Raw genomic sequence first — 15012 nt, 5'->3', positions numbered from 1 at the left:
ATGGAAAAAACGATGTTAACGTTTGAAAAAGTCAGCGCCCACTACGGCAAGATTCAGGCGCTGCACGACGTCAGTCTGCACATCAACCAGGGGGAAATCGTTACCCTGATTGGCGCTAACGGCGCGGGGAAAACGACGCTGCTTGGCACCTTGTGCGGCGATCCGCGCGCCTCCAGCGGACGGGTGGTGTTTGATGGTAAAGACATCACCGACTGGCAGACGGCGAAAATCATGCGTGAAGCGGTGGCGATAGTGCCGGAAGGGCGGCGCGTCTTCTCGCGGATGACGGTGGAAGAGAATCTGGCGATGGGCGGTTTTTTTGCCGAGCGCGATCGGTTTCAGGAGCGTATCAAATGGGTGTACGAGCTGTTTCCGCGCCTGCATGAACGCCGTATCCAGCGAGCGGGCACCATGTCCGGCGGCGAACAGCAGATGCTGGCGATTGGCCGCGCGCTGATGAGCCAGCCGAGGCTATTGCTGCTGGATGAACCGTCGCTGGGGCTGGCACCGATCATCATCCAGCAGATCTTCGACACCATTGAGCAGTTGCGCGAGCAGGGTATGACCATCTTCCTTGTCGAGCAGAACGCCAACCAGGCGCTGAAGCTCGCCGACCGCGGTTATGTGCTGGAAAACGGCCACGTGGTGCTATCCGATACTGGTGATGCACTGCTGGCGAACGCAGCGGTGCGCAGCGCCTATCTGGGCGGATAAGGCGCAGTTTACAGCTGCCATCTGGCAAACGCGCCCGGTGGCGCTACCGCTTACCGGACCTGGCGGATTACTCGGCATTCGGCAAATCAGTAGAACATTTTTCGTACCAATATGTTATAGTTGAGAATAGTTATCAACTATAACCACCAAAGAAGGAGCAAGGATGATACGTTCAGGCGCCTGCATAATGGGAACGCTGTTGTTCGCGGCTTCGTTCAGTGTTAACGCCTTAACCTCAAACGATTTTGATCCCCGCGATCCTGCTATCTGGCAAGAAGAAACCGCAACGCCTTATCCACTGGCCGCAACGACCTGCGAAGTGCGTCATCATCCGGATTGTGCAACGTGGGAGGATGAAAAATCCGACATTCAGCGTGAACGCGAGCGGCGAGATCAGCGGCGCTTACAAAATCTGTACAAAAAGTATTCTCATCGTGATTAACTGCTGACGCCAGCCAAATAACGCATGTCTGGTCAGCATTACGCTGTCAGACGTGCCGTAGCTCCCACTTTTCTTTTCCGGCGCTTTCACTGCCTTGCCATCTCTCTGTCGCCTTACTATCTTTTTTTTGTAATAAAAAAGTTATTTTTCTGTCATTCGAGCATGTCATGTTACCCCCGCGAACATAAAACGCGTGATATCGCGCATCCCGGCACAAAAAGAGAGATAACCGATGATATCGTTACGACATACAGCTTTAGGACTGGCGCTGAGTCTGGCATTTACGGGTCAGGCGTTGGCCGTCACCACTATTCCATTCTGGCATTCAATGGAAGGGGAGTTAGGCAAAGAAGTTGATTCACTGGCGCAACGTTTCAACCAGACCAATCCGGATTACAAAATCGTTCCGGTCTATAAGGGGAACTATGAACAGAACCTGAGCGCCGGGATCGCGGCATTCCGTACCGGCAACGCGCCGGCAATATTGCAGGTTTATGAGGTTGGGACAGCGACCATGATGGCCTCGAAAGCCATTAAGCCGGTTTATGAAGTGTTTAAAGACGCCGGTATTAACTTTGACGAGTCCCAGTTTGTACCGACCGTTGCAGGCTACTACACCGATGCTAAAAGCGGGCATCTGCTCTCCCAGCCCTTTAACAGCTCCACGCCGGTACTGTACTACAACAAAGACGCCTTTAAGAAAGCCGGTTTAGATCCGGAACAGCCGCCGAAAACCTGGCAGGAGCTGGCTGACTATACCGCGAAACTGAGAGCGGCAGGCATGAAATGCGGTTACGCCAGCGGCTGGCAAGGCTGGATCCAACTGGAAAACTTCAGCGCCTGGAACGGTCTCCCCTTTGCCAGTAAAAACAATGGCTTTGACGGTACAGACGCGGTGCTGGAGTTTAATAAGCCAGAGCAGGTGAAACATATCGCGCTGCTGGAAGAGATGAATAAAAAAGGCGATTTTAGCTATGTTGGGCGTAAGGACGAGTCTACCGAGAAGTTTTATAACGGTGACTGCGCGATGACAACCGCGTCCTCCGGCTCGCTCGCCAATATCCGCCAGTATGCCAAATTTAACTATGGCGTGGGTATGATGCCGTACGACGCTGATATCAAGGGCGCGCCGCAAAACGCCATTATCGGCGGAGCCAGCCTATGGGTCATGCAGGGTAAAGATAAAGAAACCTATACCGGCGTCGCCAAATTCCTCGACTTCCTGGCAAAACCGGAAAACGCTGCTGAATGGCATCAAAAAACCGGCTACCTGCCGATTACCACCGCCGCCTACGAGCTGACCCGCGAGCAGGGTTATTACGATAAAAACCCCGGTGCGGATATCGCCACTCGCCAGATGTTGAATAAGCCGCCGTTACCCTTCACCAAAGGCTTGCGTCTGGGCAATATGCCGCAGATTCGTACCATCGTGGACGAAGAGCTGGAAAGCGTCTGGACCGGGAAGAAAACCCCACAACAGGCGTTGGATACCGCAGTGGATCGCGGGAATCAGTTGCTGCGTCGTTTTGAGAAAGCGAGCAAATCTTAAGTGTATAAGTGCCTGGTGGCGCTGCGCTTATCAGGCCTACAGCGTTTGTAGGCCGGATAAGGTGCTTGCACCGCCATCCGGCACCTTCCAGGAAAAGAACCTTCATGTCATCATCCCGTCCGGTGTTCCGCTCGCGCTGGCTGCCGTATTTACTGGTTGCCCCGCAGTTGGTTATCACCGTTATTTTCTTTATCTGGCCTGCGGGCGAAGCGCTGTGGTATTCGCTGCAAAGCGTCGATCCGTTTGGTTTTTCCAGCCAATTTGTCGGGCTGGAGAATTTCGTCGCGCTTTTTCACGACAGTTATTATCTCGACGCCTTCTGGACGACGATTAAATTCAGCGCGCTGGTCACGTTTAGCGGCCTGCTGGTCTCGCTGTTTTTCGCCGCCCTGGTGGATTACGTGGTGCGCGGCAGCCGTTTTTATCAGACGCTGATGCTGCTGCCTTATGCCGTCGCGCCCGCCGTCGCCGCCGTATTGTGGATTTTCCTGTTTAACCCGGGGCGGGGATTAATCACCCATTTCCTTGGCGAATTCGGCTATGACTGGAACCACGCGCAAAACAGCGGTCAGGCGATGTTCCTGGTGGTATTTGCGTCAGTCTGGAAGCAGATTAGTTACAACTTTTTATTCTTCTTTGCCGCGCTGCAATCCATTCCCCGCTCGCTGGTGGAAGCGGCGGCCATTGACGGCGCCGGGCCGATTCGTCGTTTCTTCCGGCTTTCTTTGCCGCTTATTGCGCCGGTCAGTTTCTTCCTGCTGGTGGTCAACCTGGTGTACGCCTTTTTCGACACCTTCCCGGTGATCGACGCCGCGACCGCCGGCGGGCCGGTACAAGCCACCACGACGCTGATTTATAAGATATATCGCGAAGGGTTTACCGGCCTGGATCTCTCGGCGTCCGCCGCGCAGTCGGTGGTGTTGATGTTCCTCGTCATCATTCTGACGGTGGTGCAGTTCCGCTATGTGGAAAGTAAGGTGCGTTACCAATGATAGAGAATCGTCGCGGGCTGACAATATTCAGCCATACCATGCTGATTCTGGGGATCGCGGTCATTTTGTTTCCGCTGTATGTCGCGTTTGTCGCGGCGACGCTGGACGACCGCGCGGTGTTTGAGACGCCGATGACGCTGCTTCCCGGCACGCAGTTACTGGAGAATATCAAAACTATTTGGGTCAACGGCGTCGGTGTTAATAGCGCGCCATTCTGGCTGATGATGCTTAACAGTTTCATTATGGCGTTCAGCATTACGGTAGGCAAAATCACGGTATCTATGCTTTCCGCATTCGCCATCGTCTGGTTTCGTTTTCCCCTGCGTAACCTGTTCTTCTGGATGATTTTTATCACCCTGATGCTGCCGGTTGAAGTGCGTATCTTCCCGACGGTGGAAGTGATCGCCAACCTGAAAATGCTCGACAGCTATGCCGGTCTGACGCTACCGCTGATGGCGTCCGCTACCGCCACTTTCCTGTTTCGTCAGTTCTTCATGACGCTTCCGGATGAACTGGTGGAGGCGGCCCGTATTGACGGCGCGTCGCCGATGCGCTTTTTCCGCGACATCGTGTTGCCGCTGTCAAAAACCAACCTGGCGGCGTTATTCGTCATCACCTTTATCTACGGCTGGAACCAGTATCTGTGGCCGCTGTTGATTATCACCGACGTGAATCTTGGCACTGCCGTAGCGGGTATCAAAGGGATGATCGCCACCGGCGAAGGTACCACGCAATGGAACCAGGTGATGGCGGCAATGCTGCTCACCCTTATCCCTCCGGTCGTAATTGTGTTAGCCATGCAACGGGCGTTTGTGCGTGGTTTAGTGGACAGTGAGAAATAAAAATGGCTGGTTTAAAACTACAGGCAGTAACCAAAAGCTGGGACGGCAAAACCCAGGTCATTCAACCGCTGACGCTGGACGTGGCGGATGGCGAATTTATCGTGATGGTCGGGCCGTCCGGCTGCGGCAAATCAACGTTGTTGCGGATGGTGGCCGGTCTGGAACGCGTGACCAGCGGCGATATCTGGATTGATCGCAAACGTGTCACCGAGATGGAGCCCAAAGATCGCGGCATCGCGATGGTATTTCAGAACTATGCTCTCTATCCCCATATGAGCGTAGAGGAGAACATGGCGTGGGGACTAAAAATTCGCGGTATGAGCAAAGCGCATATTGAAGAACGCGTGCGGGAGGCGGCGCGCATTCTGGAGCTGGACGGCCTGCTTAAACGCCGTCCACGCGAGCTTTCCGGCGGTCAACGGCAGCGCGTGGCAATGGGGCGCGCGATCGTCCGCGAGCCGGCAGTCTTCTTATTCGACGAACCGCTCTCTAACCTCGACGCCAAGCTGCGCGTGCAGATGCGTCTGGAGTTACAACATCTGCATCGTCGCCTTCGTACCACCTCGCTCTATGTTACTCACGATCAGGTAGAGGCGATGACGCTGGCCCAGCGGGTGATGGTGATGAATAAAGGCGTCGCAGAACAGATTGGCACGCCGGTAGAGGTGTATGAAAAACCGGCCAGTCGCTTCGTGGCGAGCTTTATTGGCAGCCCGGCGATGAATCTGTTGGACGGCGTTATCAGCGCTTCCGGCGACCGTTTCGAATTGCCTGGCGGTCTGGCGTTGCCGATAAGTGCGGACTATCGGGGTCATGCCGGACGTAAAATGACGCTGGGTATCCGCCCGGAGCATATTGCGTTAAGCTCGCAGGCGGAAGGCGGCGTGCCGTTAACGGTAGACACGCTGGAGATTCTGGGCGCGGATAATCTGGCGCATGGGCGCTGGGGCGATCAGAAACTGGTGGTGCGGTTGGCGCATCAGCAGCGCCCGGCGGCGGGCAGTACGCTATGGCTGCATCTGCCGGAACATCAGCGGCATCTTTTTGATGGCGAAACAGGACAACGTGTATGAGTAACTGGCCTTATCCCCACATTGTCGCCCATCGCGGCGGCGGTAAACTGGCGCCGGAAAACACTCTGGCGGCGATTGACGTGGGCGCGCGATACGGGCACACCATGATTGAGTTTGATGCCAAGCTGTCGAAAGACGGCGAAATTTTCCTGCTGCATGACGATAACCTGGAGCGCACCAGCAACGGTTGGGGCGTGGCGGGCGAGTTGAACTGGCAGGATTTATTGCGTGTGGACGCTGGCGGTTGGTTTAGCGGCGAATTTAAAGGCGAGCCGCTGCCGCTGCTCTCGCAGGTGGCGGAGCGCTGCCGTAAACACGGCATGATGGCGAATATTGAGATCAAACCGACAACGGAGAGCGGAAAGCTAACAGGACGCGTCGTGGCGTTGGCCGCCCGCGAACTGTGGGCCGGGATGACGCCGCCGCTGCTTTCTTCCTTTGAGATAGAGGCGCTGGAGGCGGCGCAGGCGGCAGCACCTGAACTGCCGCGCGGGTTACTGCTGGATAAATGGCGTGAAGACTGGCGTGAACTGACGACCCGTCTGGGCTGTGTTTCCCTCCATCTCAACCATAAATTACTCGATGAGACGCGAGTGCAAGAGATTAAGGCCGCGGGTCTGCGGATTCTGGTGTATACCGTCAATCAGCCCCAGCGGGCGGCAGAGCTGCTGCGCTGGGGCGTGGATTGTATCTGCACCGATCGCATTGATGACATCGGCCCTCACTTTCAGTTTTAAGGGCTGATAGTTTTCAGCGGGATGTCAGGCTGCGGCGTCCCGCTGTCCTGCTGCAACATTGGCTGGGAATGGTTTAGCATCCGGTCCGGATTTCCGCTGCCGCTGAGCATTCCGCCCTGCGTATTGGGCAGCGTTTGCTGACCGAGCATACCGTTGCCCGGCTGTCCCTGCTGAACCCGCTGCGTATTGGCATTCAACTGCGACTGTAGATTTTGCTGCTGGCTGCGCGCCTGCGTTTGCATCTGTTGTTTCAACATACCCTGCTGCTGAATCTGCTGCGTTTGCATCTGCGTCTGCATACGCTGCTGGCTGGGGATCTGATAACCTGGCTGATTAGGATTATTCATAGTGTTAATTGGCTGGGCCAATACAGCAAAGGGTAACAAAGCCGTAATAAGTAGTAAGCGTTTCATTGTCGTCTCCTCCCGATGAGGCCTCTTTTTAAGTGTACCTCTATTTCGCCATGATGATGATTTTTTAAGCGTTGTGGACCAGGATTAAACGGGACATACACCCATTTATCTGGAGAAAAACAACGATGAAACCAACGTTTATGCGCTGGGTGGCGATCGCCGCTCTGCTGGCCGGGGGGACGTTTAGCGCGGTGGCCAATCCTCCCGTCGCGCCGCCAGTCTCCTATGGTGTTGAAGAAGATGTCTTTCATCCTGTGCGGGCGACGCAAGGGATGGTGGCGTCCGTGGATGCAATGGCGACGCAGGTTGGCGTGGATATCTTAAAGCAGGGCGGTAATGCCGTGGATGCCGCCGTCGCCGTGGGCTATGCGCTGGCTGTCACGCATCCGCAAGCCGGGAATCTGGGCGGCGGGGGATTTATGCTGCTGCGCACCAAAGACGGTAACACTACGGCGATTGATTTTCGTGAAATGGCGCCGGCTGGCGCGACCCGTGATATGTTCCTCGACGATCAGGGTAACGCCGATGCGAAAAAGTCGCTGACGTCGCATCTGGCATCCGGTACGCCAGGTACCGTGGCGGGGTTCTCGCTGGCGCTGGAGAAATACGGCACGATGCCGCTGAATAAAGTGGTGCGTCCGGCGATGAAGCTGGCGGAAGAGGGTTTTGTGGTTAACGATGCGCTGGCCGACGACTTAAAAACTTACGGCAGCGAAGTGATCCCCAACCATGAGAACAGCAAAGCCATTTTCTGGAAAGACGGCGAGCCGCTGAAAAAAGGCGATAAGCTGGTCCAGAAGAATCTGGCGAAAAGCCTGGAAATGATTGCCGAAAACGGCCCGGCTGCGTTTTATAAAGGGGCGATTGCCGACCAGATTGCCGGGGAAATGCAGAAGAACGGCGGTCTGATGACCAAAGAGGATTTAGCCAATTATAAAGCCGTTGAGCGTACGCCAATCAGCGGTGACTATCGCGGGTATCAGGTCTTCTCCATGCCGCCGCCATCCTCGGGCGGTATTCACATCGTACAGATCCTGAATATCCTCGAAAATTTCGACATGAAGAAGTACGGCTTTGGCAGCGCCGATGCCATGCAAATCATGGCGGAAGCGGAAAAATACGCCTACGCTGACCGCTCAGAGTATCTGGGCGATCCGGACTTTGTGAAAGTGCCGTGGCAGGCGCTGACCAACAAAGCCTATGCGAAAACGCTGGCCGATCAAATTGATATCAACAAGGCCAAACCTTCCAGCCAGATAAAACCGGGCAAGCTCGCCCCGTATGAAAGCAACCAGACCACCCACTTCTCGGTGGTGGATAAAGACGGCAATGCTGTGGCGGTGACCTATACCCTGAACACCACCTTCGGCACAGGAATTGTGGCGGGAAATACCGGTATTCTGCTGAATAATCAAATGGATGATTTTTCTGCTAAACCCGGTGTACCTAATGTTTATGGCCTGGTAGGCGGCGATGCTAACGCGGTCGGTCCGAAGAAGCGTCCGCTGTCGTCGATGTCGCCCACTATCGTGGTAAAAGACGGCAAAACCTGGCTGGTGACCGGCAGTCCTGGCGGGAGTCGAATCATCACTACTGTGCTGCAAATGGTAGTGAACAGCATTGATTTTGGCATGAACGTCGCCGAAGCGACCAACGCACCGCGCTTCCATCATCAATGGTTGCCGGACGAACTGCGGGTAGAAAAGGGCTTCAGTCCCGATACGCTGAAGTTGCTGGAACAGAAAGGGCAGAAAGTGGCGCTGAAAGAAGCGATGGGCAGCACCCAAAGTATTATGGTTGGACCGGATGGTGAACTGTATGGCGCGTCTGACCCGCGTTCGGTGAATGATTTAACGGCGGGATACTGATTTTTAATTCCAGGCCCGGTGTCAGACACCGGGCTATTTGCAGATTATGCCGTGAGCAATCGGGCTGGATTATCAATACAAAGCTTGTGCAGAGTATCGTTGTCTACTCCGCGAGCAGCCAGATAGGCGAGGAAGACATTCGGGACAAACCCCCAGCCATTTCCGCCATTTTTCGCCCACATCTGTTTGAGAAAAACATCATGGCTTAAAACGATTTGGTCGGCGTAACCCAGTGCAATCAGATTCGCTACTGCATCTGCGGTCTCCTGAACGCCCGGCGCGACACCTTCTTTTGGGAAGGTGATGTCCAGACCAATCATGTCAAATTCAAGCCATACGCCACGGTCGAGCATTTTACGTTGATAGACGACATCTTTTCCTGAAGGGTCCGAATGCGCCAGCGAGACTTTTGCCGGAGAGACGTTCATTTCTTCCAGCACGATATCCAGCACCTCATCCCCCAGCCGCAGCCACCCCGGCATATGGATATTCATCGCCGTATGGGGGTTGTTACATTGTGCCAGAGACGCTGCCCGCAGGCTGTTACGCTCCGCTTGGGTAAACGCGGGGGATACGCCGATTTCACCGATCATGCCAGCGCGAATATCCGTCTCGCCAATACCCTGATTCAGTTCTTTATCAATGAGTGAGGCTAACAGCTCAACAGGTTTATGGATCCGGGTACTTTCAAATTTCTCCAGATAAGGTCCGGATGACGCAACGATATTCAAACCCGTTTTTAAGGCAACTTCTCGTAGCGCTGAGGCGTCCCGTCCAATGGATTCTGAACCGGTGGCGTCGACAATCGTCCTGCCGCCCAAAGACATAAAGTTATTGATTTCGAAGATAACATCATCAATCTCTTTGCGGTCCATGTTATCGGCGCAGCAGTATGGGTCGTGTTTCAGCCCCCACTGCAGGTCAGCACTGACTTTCTTTCCCACCAGTTGCTGAGAAAAAGCATAATGTGGCTCGTCTACGACCGAAGACAGATCGTTAAACAGATGTTCATGCGGTAGCGTCAGCCCCATATCCGTATGCGCCACCGGGCCTGTTACGGTTTGCAGGAAACCTTTCATTCTGACACCTCCATTCTTTGCGCCATTTTGGATGCTCTGTATTCAGGGATGGTGGTCACAATCGCACCGACTAACGCGAACAGCGTACCGATGATGGTGACCAGGTAGACCGTATTGCCTAATGAAGGGATCAATTCATCAATTAGCACTGAGCCAAGCAGTTGGCCTGCTGTTGACGCTACGCCCAGCATCAATAGCCCTAAGCCTCTCACCAGAATCGCCATTAGCCCGATGGACAGCAGACCCAGCGGACCACCGAGATACATCCACCATGTATCGGGTAACTGAATGGTGACATGGCCTAATGCGATACGTATCGCCAGCGCTGCGCCCAGGACACAAAAGCCGACGATGAAGTTCCATGTAATGGACACCAGCATGGAGCCCGTTGCCTCGGCGACTTTCGCATTCCCCGCAGGCTGCCAGCCAGCGAGTAACCCTGCCAAAAAGGGGAGGATAGCGAGCAGGATAAACGAGGTTGAGTGCCACTGTGGCGACACGACAAAAATGGTGGCGATAACGGCGAACAATGCGCCAGTAATGCGCCATGGCGTAAAATATTTCTTCTCCTCCACACCGATGCCAAAACGGTCGCACAGCAGGCCGGAAAGAAGCAGGGCAGAAATTAATGCCGTTTGAAAGGTGGCAACGCCCAGCGCGCTGGCGGATGCGCCTTCAGAAAATACGACCATAGCCCCGCATAATCCTGCAAACCAATTCCATAGCGGGATTTTTCTCTTTTTAATCAGAGTAGGGATTGAGGCGAATTGCTGGCGTGTTTCTTTGCGCGCAATAATAATAAAAAACATGACGACCAGACCGCTGGCAAACGAGATTACTGCGCAAGCATTACCGTCTTGTAACCAATGTCCTAACTGCCCATTAACGGCAGACTGCATCGGGGAAAGCATACCGGCTAAGATGGTGGCAAGCATCAGTAAGGGGGTTGAGTACTTATTCTTGTTCATACATCAATCCTTATATTTTATAAAAGGAGTAACTTTCGTTACTCCATTGTTTTTTATTTTCTGGCGATGAATTGAAGCGTGTTGACCCACAGGTCGGTATAAAATGGCCATGACATAAACTGCTGGGTTCCCCAGTGTGGGGAGCAGTCACTCATAAAGCAGGCGGTTTTACCCTGTTGGTATTCACCGAACACTAACAATGGGTCATTATTTATTGTTAATACGACATCGGCATCGTCTCTGGCGACGGCCTGGTTATATCCAAGAAATACCGGATAATCTGAGAACCCGTTAACAACAGGATGTTCAGGTGAGACAGCCTCAGCACAGATACCCTCGGGCTTTTCTACCCGGTCATCGCCATCAAGCATAATAACTGGCAGAACCTCAGCAAGAACGGTGTTCTTATAATTGGCTTTTGCCTCAATACCCATAAATGACAGATAACCGCCAATCATGAGTAGTCCACCGCCATTTTTGACGTACTCTTTAATGGACTCCAGAGCGTTTGGTTTTATTTTTAGCTGATAAAATGTCTCGTTTTGCAACAGGAAGGTATTACTACCAATGTCGCTAATAACAATCACATCGTAACGGTTTAATTCGTCAATACTCTCTGGAAAGGCAATTTGTACCGTGTGGGCAGGCATGTAATCAATATCAACGCCGCCTTTCCTCAAGCATTCCAGTAACCATGTAGCGCCTTCTTCATATTTACTGGAGGTGAAACTGTCATAACCTTTTGAATGAATCATATGAATATGCCAGGATTCTCCAATAAAGAGCACCTTTAGTTTTTTCTGCGTATTGTTCATAGTCTGCTCCTTGATTTAGTGAGTAGAGATAGTTTGTTTGTAATGTGAACCCTGAATACGATGAAGAACGGAGTCGTTTTCCGGCATATCAGAGGCATTAGGCGTTTCAACCGCAAGTGAGGCAAATGCGCTGGCGTAGCACAATGCGGATGCCAGTGACTTTCCTTTTGCAAGACCAGATGCGAGGGCGCCATTGAAAGCGTCACCCGCTCCCGCCGTATTTTTTACAACTGCCGGAAATGCCGGGGAATAGATGAATTGTGTTCCGTCATAAGCGAGAGAACCTTTGCTACCTAACGTAATAATGGTATTTTTGACACCTTTCTGATGAATAATTTTGGCCGCGCATTTAGCTGATTCGATATCATTAACCGCCATATTGGCCAGCAGGCCTGCTTCCGTTTCATTTGGCGTAATATAGTCAATGTTATCAATGATGGTGTTAACCATGTCATTGTACGGAGCTGGATTGATAATAACCGGTATGTCATTTTTTTGTGCGAGACGAATTGTTTGCTGCAGTGCTTCGTAATTCGTTTCCAGTTGCACAAGAACAATATCTGAATGAACAATGGCTTCTTTCTGAATGGTGATTTCATCAGGGGAGATTGTCATGTTGGCGCCAGGGTAGATAGCGATGACGTTATCTCCGGTATCTCCATTCACCATGATGGTTGCTGTACCTGTTTGTGTTTCTTTGGTCTGGTAGATAACACTTTTATGGATTTTTGATGAGTTTATAAAATTAATGGCGTAATCACTAAAATGATCTGAGCCGACTTTAGTAATAAAATGCACATCAGAGTCGGCATAGCTTGCTGCTAATGCCTGATTACATCCCTTACCGCCGGGTGAAAAAATAAATTTATCGGCCAGCAATGATTCTCCCGTTGAGGGTAATCTCGGTAGATAACTGATAATATCAACATTGAACGAGCCAATAACACATACATTATTTTTCATGGCAGAGAGACCTTTTTTTATTTTCTGCGCTGATTCATATTTTTCCAGCACATAAGCAATTTCATTTTTTGCGACGTTATCAAGAGAATCAAGGGTAATAAATGCACCACCATGACAGCGAGTAAGATATCCCTGTCCGGCAAGTTCATTGAGATCTGAACGAATAGTTTCCTTTGTTACCTTGAGACTTTTCGCCAGATTTGAAACTTTTACAACTCCCGAAATACTGAGTTCCTTCAATATTCTATGATGGCGTTCAAATTTCATTTTTTACCTCACCGTGGTTAAATTAGTCCCGGGAGGAGTATATTGTTGTGATTGTCACCATAAAGTGATGGCAGAAACCAAAAAAAAACAAAAATGTAATATTAATATTGCTAAAATTACGGAAAAAACGGTGATAAAGCTTAAAGTGGTAATAACCATGAAATTCAGGTGGTTATTGTTTTGATATAGGGGAAGTAGGTTGCAATAACTGGAATGTTGTGAAGGTTTGTGACGTTTCGCCCCACAAGGTGGGGCGGGGAAGCGCTATTTCACGCGCGCCATAAAGTACGCATCAACGTACTCACCGTTGCGCAGGCCGTATTTCTTACCAGTGCCTTCGATTTCAAAGCCGTACTTCTTATACACCGCCACCGCGGGCTCGTTATCAACAAACACCGTTAGCTCAATACGCTCGACGCGCAGCCAGTTGTCACACATGTCGATCATCGTGCGGATCAGCGCGCTGGCAATGCCGCGATTGTGCCACCGGGCATCCACGCAGATACCAAAATCGGCCACGTGGCTGCGACGGGGACGTTGGGTGACCTGAATAGAAAGATGGCCAACGACAATATCGTCAATGCAGGCAACCAGTTGTTTAACCCCGGCTTGCTCGGTTAGCCGCGCCTGCCACATTTCGAGGGAAGGATGAGGAACCTGTAGCGTGTTGTGGTACACCTCCGGCTGGGCGTGGATCTGACGAATGGCGTCGTAATCTTTCGGTTCAGCGTGGCGTATCACTATTTCACTCATTCCTTATCTCCTGCAGGGGTAATTGTGTATTTACACTCGCTGAGAAAGAAAATTCCGTCAACCGCATTTTTTTGCAAAAAGAAGTAGACAAGTGCGAATGAGAATGATTATTATTGCCTTGCGTTCAGGGGAACCCCTACGGAGAACCTGAAAGCACGACATTGCTCACATTGCTTCCAGTATTACTTTAGCCAGCTTTTGCTGGCTTTTTTTTTGGGTTTTGTTTCAGCCTGGCTTACTTGTCATTTTGTCCCCGGGAAGTGCTCGTGCTCCTCACGTACATTTAGTACGCTCCGGGCCCTGCGCGCTTGCCGTGAACAATCTGCCTGCGCCACTTACGCCCGATCTTGAGGCATCTGCTTTTGTAGGCCCGAAAAGTCTTCTCCGCCACCGTCAAAGAATCCAACATTCAGTCTCCTCACGCTTTGCGCTATGGTGTAAACAATCATCTTCAAAAGGATCGTCTCATGACCTTACACTGCGCATTTATTGGATTCGGCAAAAGTACCACCCGTTACCATCTCCCCTATGTTCTGAATCGGAAAGATACCTGGCATGTCGCGCATATTTTCCGTCGTCACGCTAAACCGGAAGAGCAGGCGCCGCAGTATTCACATATTCACTTCACCAGCGATCTGGATGAGGTGTTGGGCGATCCGCAGGTAAAACTGGTGATCGTCTGTACGCATGCTGACAGCCATTTCGAATACGCCAAACGCGCGCTGGAAGCGGGTAAAAATGTGCTGGTTGAGAAACCTTTCACGCCGACGCTGGCGGAGGCAAAAGTGTTGTTCGACCTGGCGCGAAGCAAAGGACTGACCGTCACGCCGTATCAGAATCGGCGTTTTGATTCCTGTTTTCTTACTGCTAAAAAAGCGATTGAGAGCGGCAAACTGGGCAAGATTGTCGAAATTGAAAGCCATTTCGATTATTACCGCCCGGTAGCAGAAACCAAACCGGGCCTGCCGCAGGACGGCGCTTTCTACGGACTTGGCGTCCACACCATGGATCAAATTATTTCGCTATTTGGCCGCCCGGATCATGTCGCGTATGACATTCGTAGCCTGCGTAATAAAGCGAATCCGGATGACACCTTTGAAGCGCAATTGTTCTACGGTGCCCTGAAAGCCATTGTGAAAACCAGCCATCTGGTGAAAATCGACTATCCGAAGTTTATTGTTCACGGCACCAAAGGTTCGTTTGTGAAATACGGTATCGATCAACAAGAAACCAGCCTGAAAGCGAACATTATGCCTGGTGAACCCGGTTTCGCCGCTGACGAATCCGTCGGCGTGCTGGAATATGTTAACGATGACGGCGTGACCGTGAAAGAAGAGGTGAAACCGGAAACGGGTGACTATGGTCGCGTCTATGATGCGCTGTACCAGACGTTGACCGTCGGTACGCCTAATTACGTCAAGGAATCTGAAGTTCTTACCAATCTGGAAATCCTCGAACGTGCTTTCGAACAGGCATCGCCTGCGACGATAACCCTCGCTAAATAGCCTGCGCAGACTCCTCTTGGCTTGTTCATATT

At 51.9% G+C, this 15012-nt stretch carries 15 protein-coding genes; 9 read left to right on the top strand and 6 right to left on the bottom strand.

The window, feature by feature from the left end:
- From livF to ugpQ, 7 genes are all read left to right on the top strand, one after another.
- On the top strand, window positions 1–714 hold the full coding sequence (livF, locus tag ACLJQJ_RS18525; RefSeq protein ID WP_063808785.1) for a high-affinity branched-chain amino acid ABC transporter ATP-binding protein LivF: 714 nt from the start codon (window positions 1–3) through the stop codon (window positions 712–714).
- A 163-nt stretch (window positions 715–877) separates the two neighbouring features.
- Window positions 878–1156 (top strand): hypothetical protein, encoded by a 279-nt coding sequence (locus ACLJQJ_RS18520; RefSeq protein WP_000621260.1) that lies wholly within the window; start codon window positions 878–880, stop codon window positions 1154–1156.
- A 232-nt stretch (window positions 1157–1388) separates the two neighbouring features.
- A complete protein-coding gene (ugpB, locus tag ACLJQJ_RS18515) occupies window positions 1389–2705 on the top strand; it encodes a sn-glycerol-3-phosphate ABC transporter substrate-binding protein UgpB (RefSeq protein WP_063808786.1) in 1317 nt (438 codons plus the stop codon).
- A 104-nt stretch (window positions 2706–2809) separates the two neighbouring features.
- On the top strand, window positions 2810–3697 hold the full coding sequence (ugpA, locus tag ACLJQJ_RS18510) for a sn-glycerol-3-phosphate ABC transporter permease UgpA (RefSeq protein WP_000099303.1): 888 nt from the start codon (window positions 2810–2812) through the stop codon (window positions 3695–3697).
- Entirely contained in the window at window positions 3694–4539 is an 846-nt protein-coding gene (gene ugpE / locus ACLJQJ_RS18505; RefSeq protein WP_000572196.1) for a sn-glycerol-3-phosphate ABC transporter permease UgpE, read from the top strand. The genes ugpA and ugpE overlap by 4 nt, the downstream gene beginning before the upstream one ends.
- Window positions 4540–4541: 2 nt before the next feature.
- The gene (locus ACLJQJ_RS18500) at window positions 4542–5612 is read left to right on the top strand and encodes a sn-glycerol-3-phosphate import ATP-binding protein UgpC (RefSeq protein WP_000907846.1); all 1071 of its coding nucleotides are present in this window, start codon (window positions 4542–4544) and stop codon (window positions 5610–5612) included.
- Complete coding sequence (gene ugpQ, locus ACLJQJ_RS18495; RefSeq protein ID WP_063808787.1) at window positions 5609–6349, top strand: glycerophosphodiester phosphodiesterase; 741 nt, start codon at window positions 5609–5611, stop codon at window positions 6347–6349. The genes ACLJQJ_RS18500 and ugpQ overlap by 4 nt, the downstream gene beginning before the upstream one ends.
- On the opposite strand, the gene ACLJQJ_RS18490 is transcribed toward ugpQ, so the two are convergent.
- Window positions 6346–6762, bottom strand: a complete 417-nt coding sequence (locus tag ACLJQJ_RS18490; protein ID WP_000826041.1) for a DUF2756 family protein — start codon at window positions 6760–6762, stop codon at window positions 6346–6348. The two genes, ugpQ and ACLJQJ_RS18490, sit on opposite strands and share 4 nt — an antisense overlap.
- A gap of 125 nt (window positions 6763–6887) precedes the next feature.
- Between ACLJQJ_RS18490 and ggt the strand changes: the two genes are divergently transcribed.
- Window positions 6888–8630, top strand: a complete 1743-nt coding sequence (ggt, locus tag ACLJQJ_RS18485) for a gamma-glutamyltransferase (protein WP_063808788.1) — start codon at window positions 6888–6890, stop codon at window positions 8628–8630.
- Between the two features lie 44 nt (window positions 8631–8674).
- Here the strand turns inward: ggt and ACLJQJ_RS18480 are convergent, their stop codons facing one another.
- The 5 genes from ACLJQJ_RS18480 to yhhY form a co-directional block, all read right to left on the bottom strand.
- The gene (locus ACLJQJ_RS18480; RefSeq protein ID WP_017441611.1) at window positions 8675–9709 is read right to left on the bottom strand and encodes a phosphotriesterase; all 1035 of its coding nucleotides are present in this window, start codon (window positions 9707–9709) and stop codon (window positions 8675–8677) included.
- Entirely contained in the window at window positions 9706–10677 is a 972-nt protein-coding gene (locus ACLJQJ_RS18475) for a DMT family transporter (RefSeq protein WP_001038949.1), read from the bottom strand. The genes ACLJQJ_RS18480 and ACLJQJ_RS18475 overlap by 4 nt, the downstream gene beginning before the upstream one ends.
- A 53-nt stretch (window positions 10678–10730) precedes the next feature.
- Window positions 10731–11492, bottom strand: coding sequence for a glutamine amidotransferase (locus ACLJQJ_RS18470; protein WP_001066509.1), 762 nt, complete (start codon window positions 11490–11492; stop codon window positions 10731–10733).
- Between the two features lie 15 nt (window positions 11493–11507).
- Window positions 11508–12722, bottom strand: a complete 1215-nt coding sequence (locus tag ACLJQJ_RS18465; RefSeq protein ID WP_000667440.1) for a PfkB family carbohydrate kinase — start codon at window positions 12720–12722, stop codon at window positions 11508–11510.
- A 264-nt stretch (window positions 12723–12986) separates the two neighbouring features.
- Window positions 12987–13475 carry an N-acetyltransferase gene (yhhY, locus tag ACLJQJ_RS18460; protein ID WP_001290279.1) on the bottom strand — a complete coding sequence of 163 codons (489 nt, stop codon included), beginning with the start codon at window positions 13473–13475 and terminating at the stop codon, window positions 12987–12989.
- A 467-nt stretch (window positions 13476–13942) separates the two neighbouring features.
- On the opposite strand from yhhY, the gene ACLJQJ_RS18455 reads away from it, so the two are divergent.
- Window positions 13943–14980 carry an oxidoreductase gene (locus ACLJQJ_RS18455; protein WP_063808789.1) on the top strand — a complete coding sequence of 346 codons (1038 nt, stop codon included), beginning with the start codon at window positions 13943–13945 and terminating at the stop codon, window positions 14978–14980.
- Window positions 14981–15012: the final 32 nt, after the last annotated feature.

This window comes from Salmonella sp. SAL04202, assembly GCF_046550775.1.
Taxonomy (GTDB): Bacteria; Pseudomonadota; Gammaproteobacteria; order Enterobacterales; family Enterobacteriaceae; genus Salmonella; species Salmonella enterica.
Note: the sequence above shows the minus strand (reverse complement) of the source record. Positions and strands in the feature narration are given on the sequence as shown.

What these genes read in the sequence shown, in the direction of transcription:
- ACLJQJ_RS18465 (WP_000667440.1), bottom strand. Translation starts at nt 12,722, where the DNA reads ATGAAATTTGAACGCCATCATAGAATATTGAAGGAACTCAGTATTTCG.
- livF (WP_063808785.1), top strand. Translation starts at nt 1, where the DNA reads ATGGAAAAAACGATGTTAACGTTTGAAAAAGTCAGCGCCCACTACGGC.
- ACLJQJ_RS18470 (WP_001066509.1), bottom strand. Translation starts at nt 11,492, where the DNA reads ATGAACAATACGCAGAAAAAACTAAAGGTGCTCTTTATTGGAGAATCC.
- yhhY (WP_001290279.1), bottom strand. Translation starts at nt 13,475, where the DNA reads ATGAGTGAAATAGTGATACGCCACGCTGAACCGAAAGATTACGACGCC.
- ACLJQJ_RS18455 (WP_063808789.1), top strand. Translation starts at nt 13,943, where the DNA reads ATGACCTTACACTGCGCATTTATTGGATTCGGCAAAAGTACCACCCGT.
- ugpE (WP_000572196.1), top strand. Translation starts at nt 3,694, where the DNA reads ATGATAGAGAATCGTCGCGGGCTGACAATATTCAGCCATACCATGCTG.
- ggt (WP_063808788.1), top strand. Translation starts at nt 6,888, where the DNA reads ATGAAACCAACGTTTATGCGCTGGGTGGCGATCGCCGCTCTGCTGGCC.
- ugpQ (WP_063808787.1), top strand. Translation starts at nt 5,609, where the DNA reads ATGAGTAACTGGCCTTATCCCCACATTGTCGCCCATCGCGGCGGCGGT.
- ACLJQJ_RS18500 (WP_000907846.1), top strand. Translation starts at nt 4,542, where the DNA reads ATGGCTGGTTTAAAACTACAGGCAGTAACCAAAAGCTGGGACGGCAAA.
- ACLJQJ_RS18490 (WP_000826041.1), bottom strand. Translation starts at nt 6,762, where the DNA reads ATGAAACGCTTACTACTTATTACGGCTTTGTTACCCTTTGCTGTATTG.
- ACLJQJ_RS18480 (WP_017441611.1), bottom strand. Translation starts at nt 9,709, where the DNA reads ATGAAAGGTTTCCTGCAAACCGTAACAGGCCCGGTGGCGCATACGGAT.
- ugpA (WP_000099303.1), top strand. Translation starts at nt 2,810, where the DNA reads ATGTCATCATCCCGTCCGGTGTTCCGCTCGCGCTGGCTGCCGTATTTA.
- ugpB (WP_063808786.1), top strand. Translation starts at nt 1,389, where the DNA reads ATGATATCGTTACGACATACAGCTTTAGGACTGGCGCTGAGTCTGGCA.
- ACLJQJ_RS18475 (WP_001038949.1), bottom strand. Translation starts at nt 10,677, where the DNA reads ATGAACAAGAATAAGTACTCAACCCCCTTACTGATGCTTGCCACCATC.
- ACLJQJ_RS18520 (WP_000621260.1), top strand. Translation starts at nt 878, where the DNA reads ATGATACGTTCAGGCGCCTGCATAATGGGAACGCTGTTGTTCGCGGCT.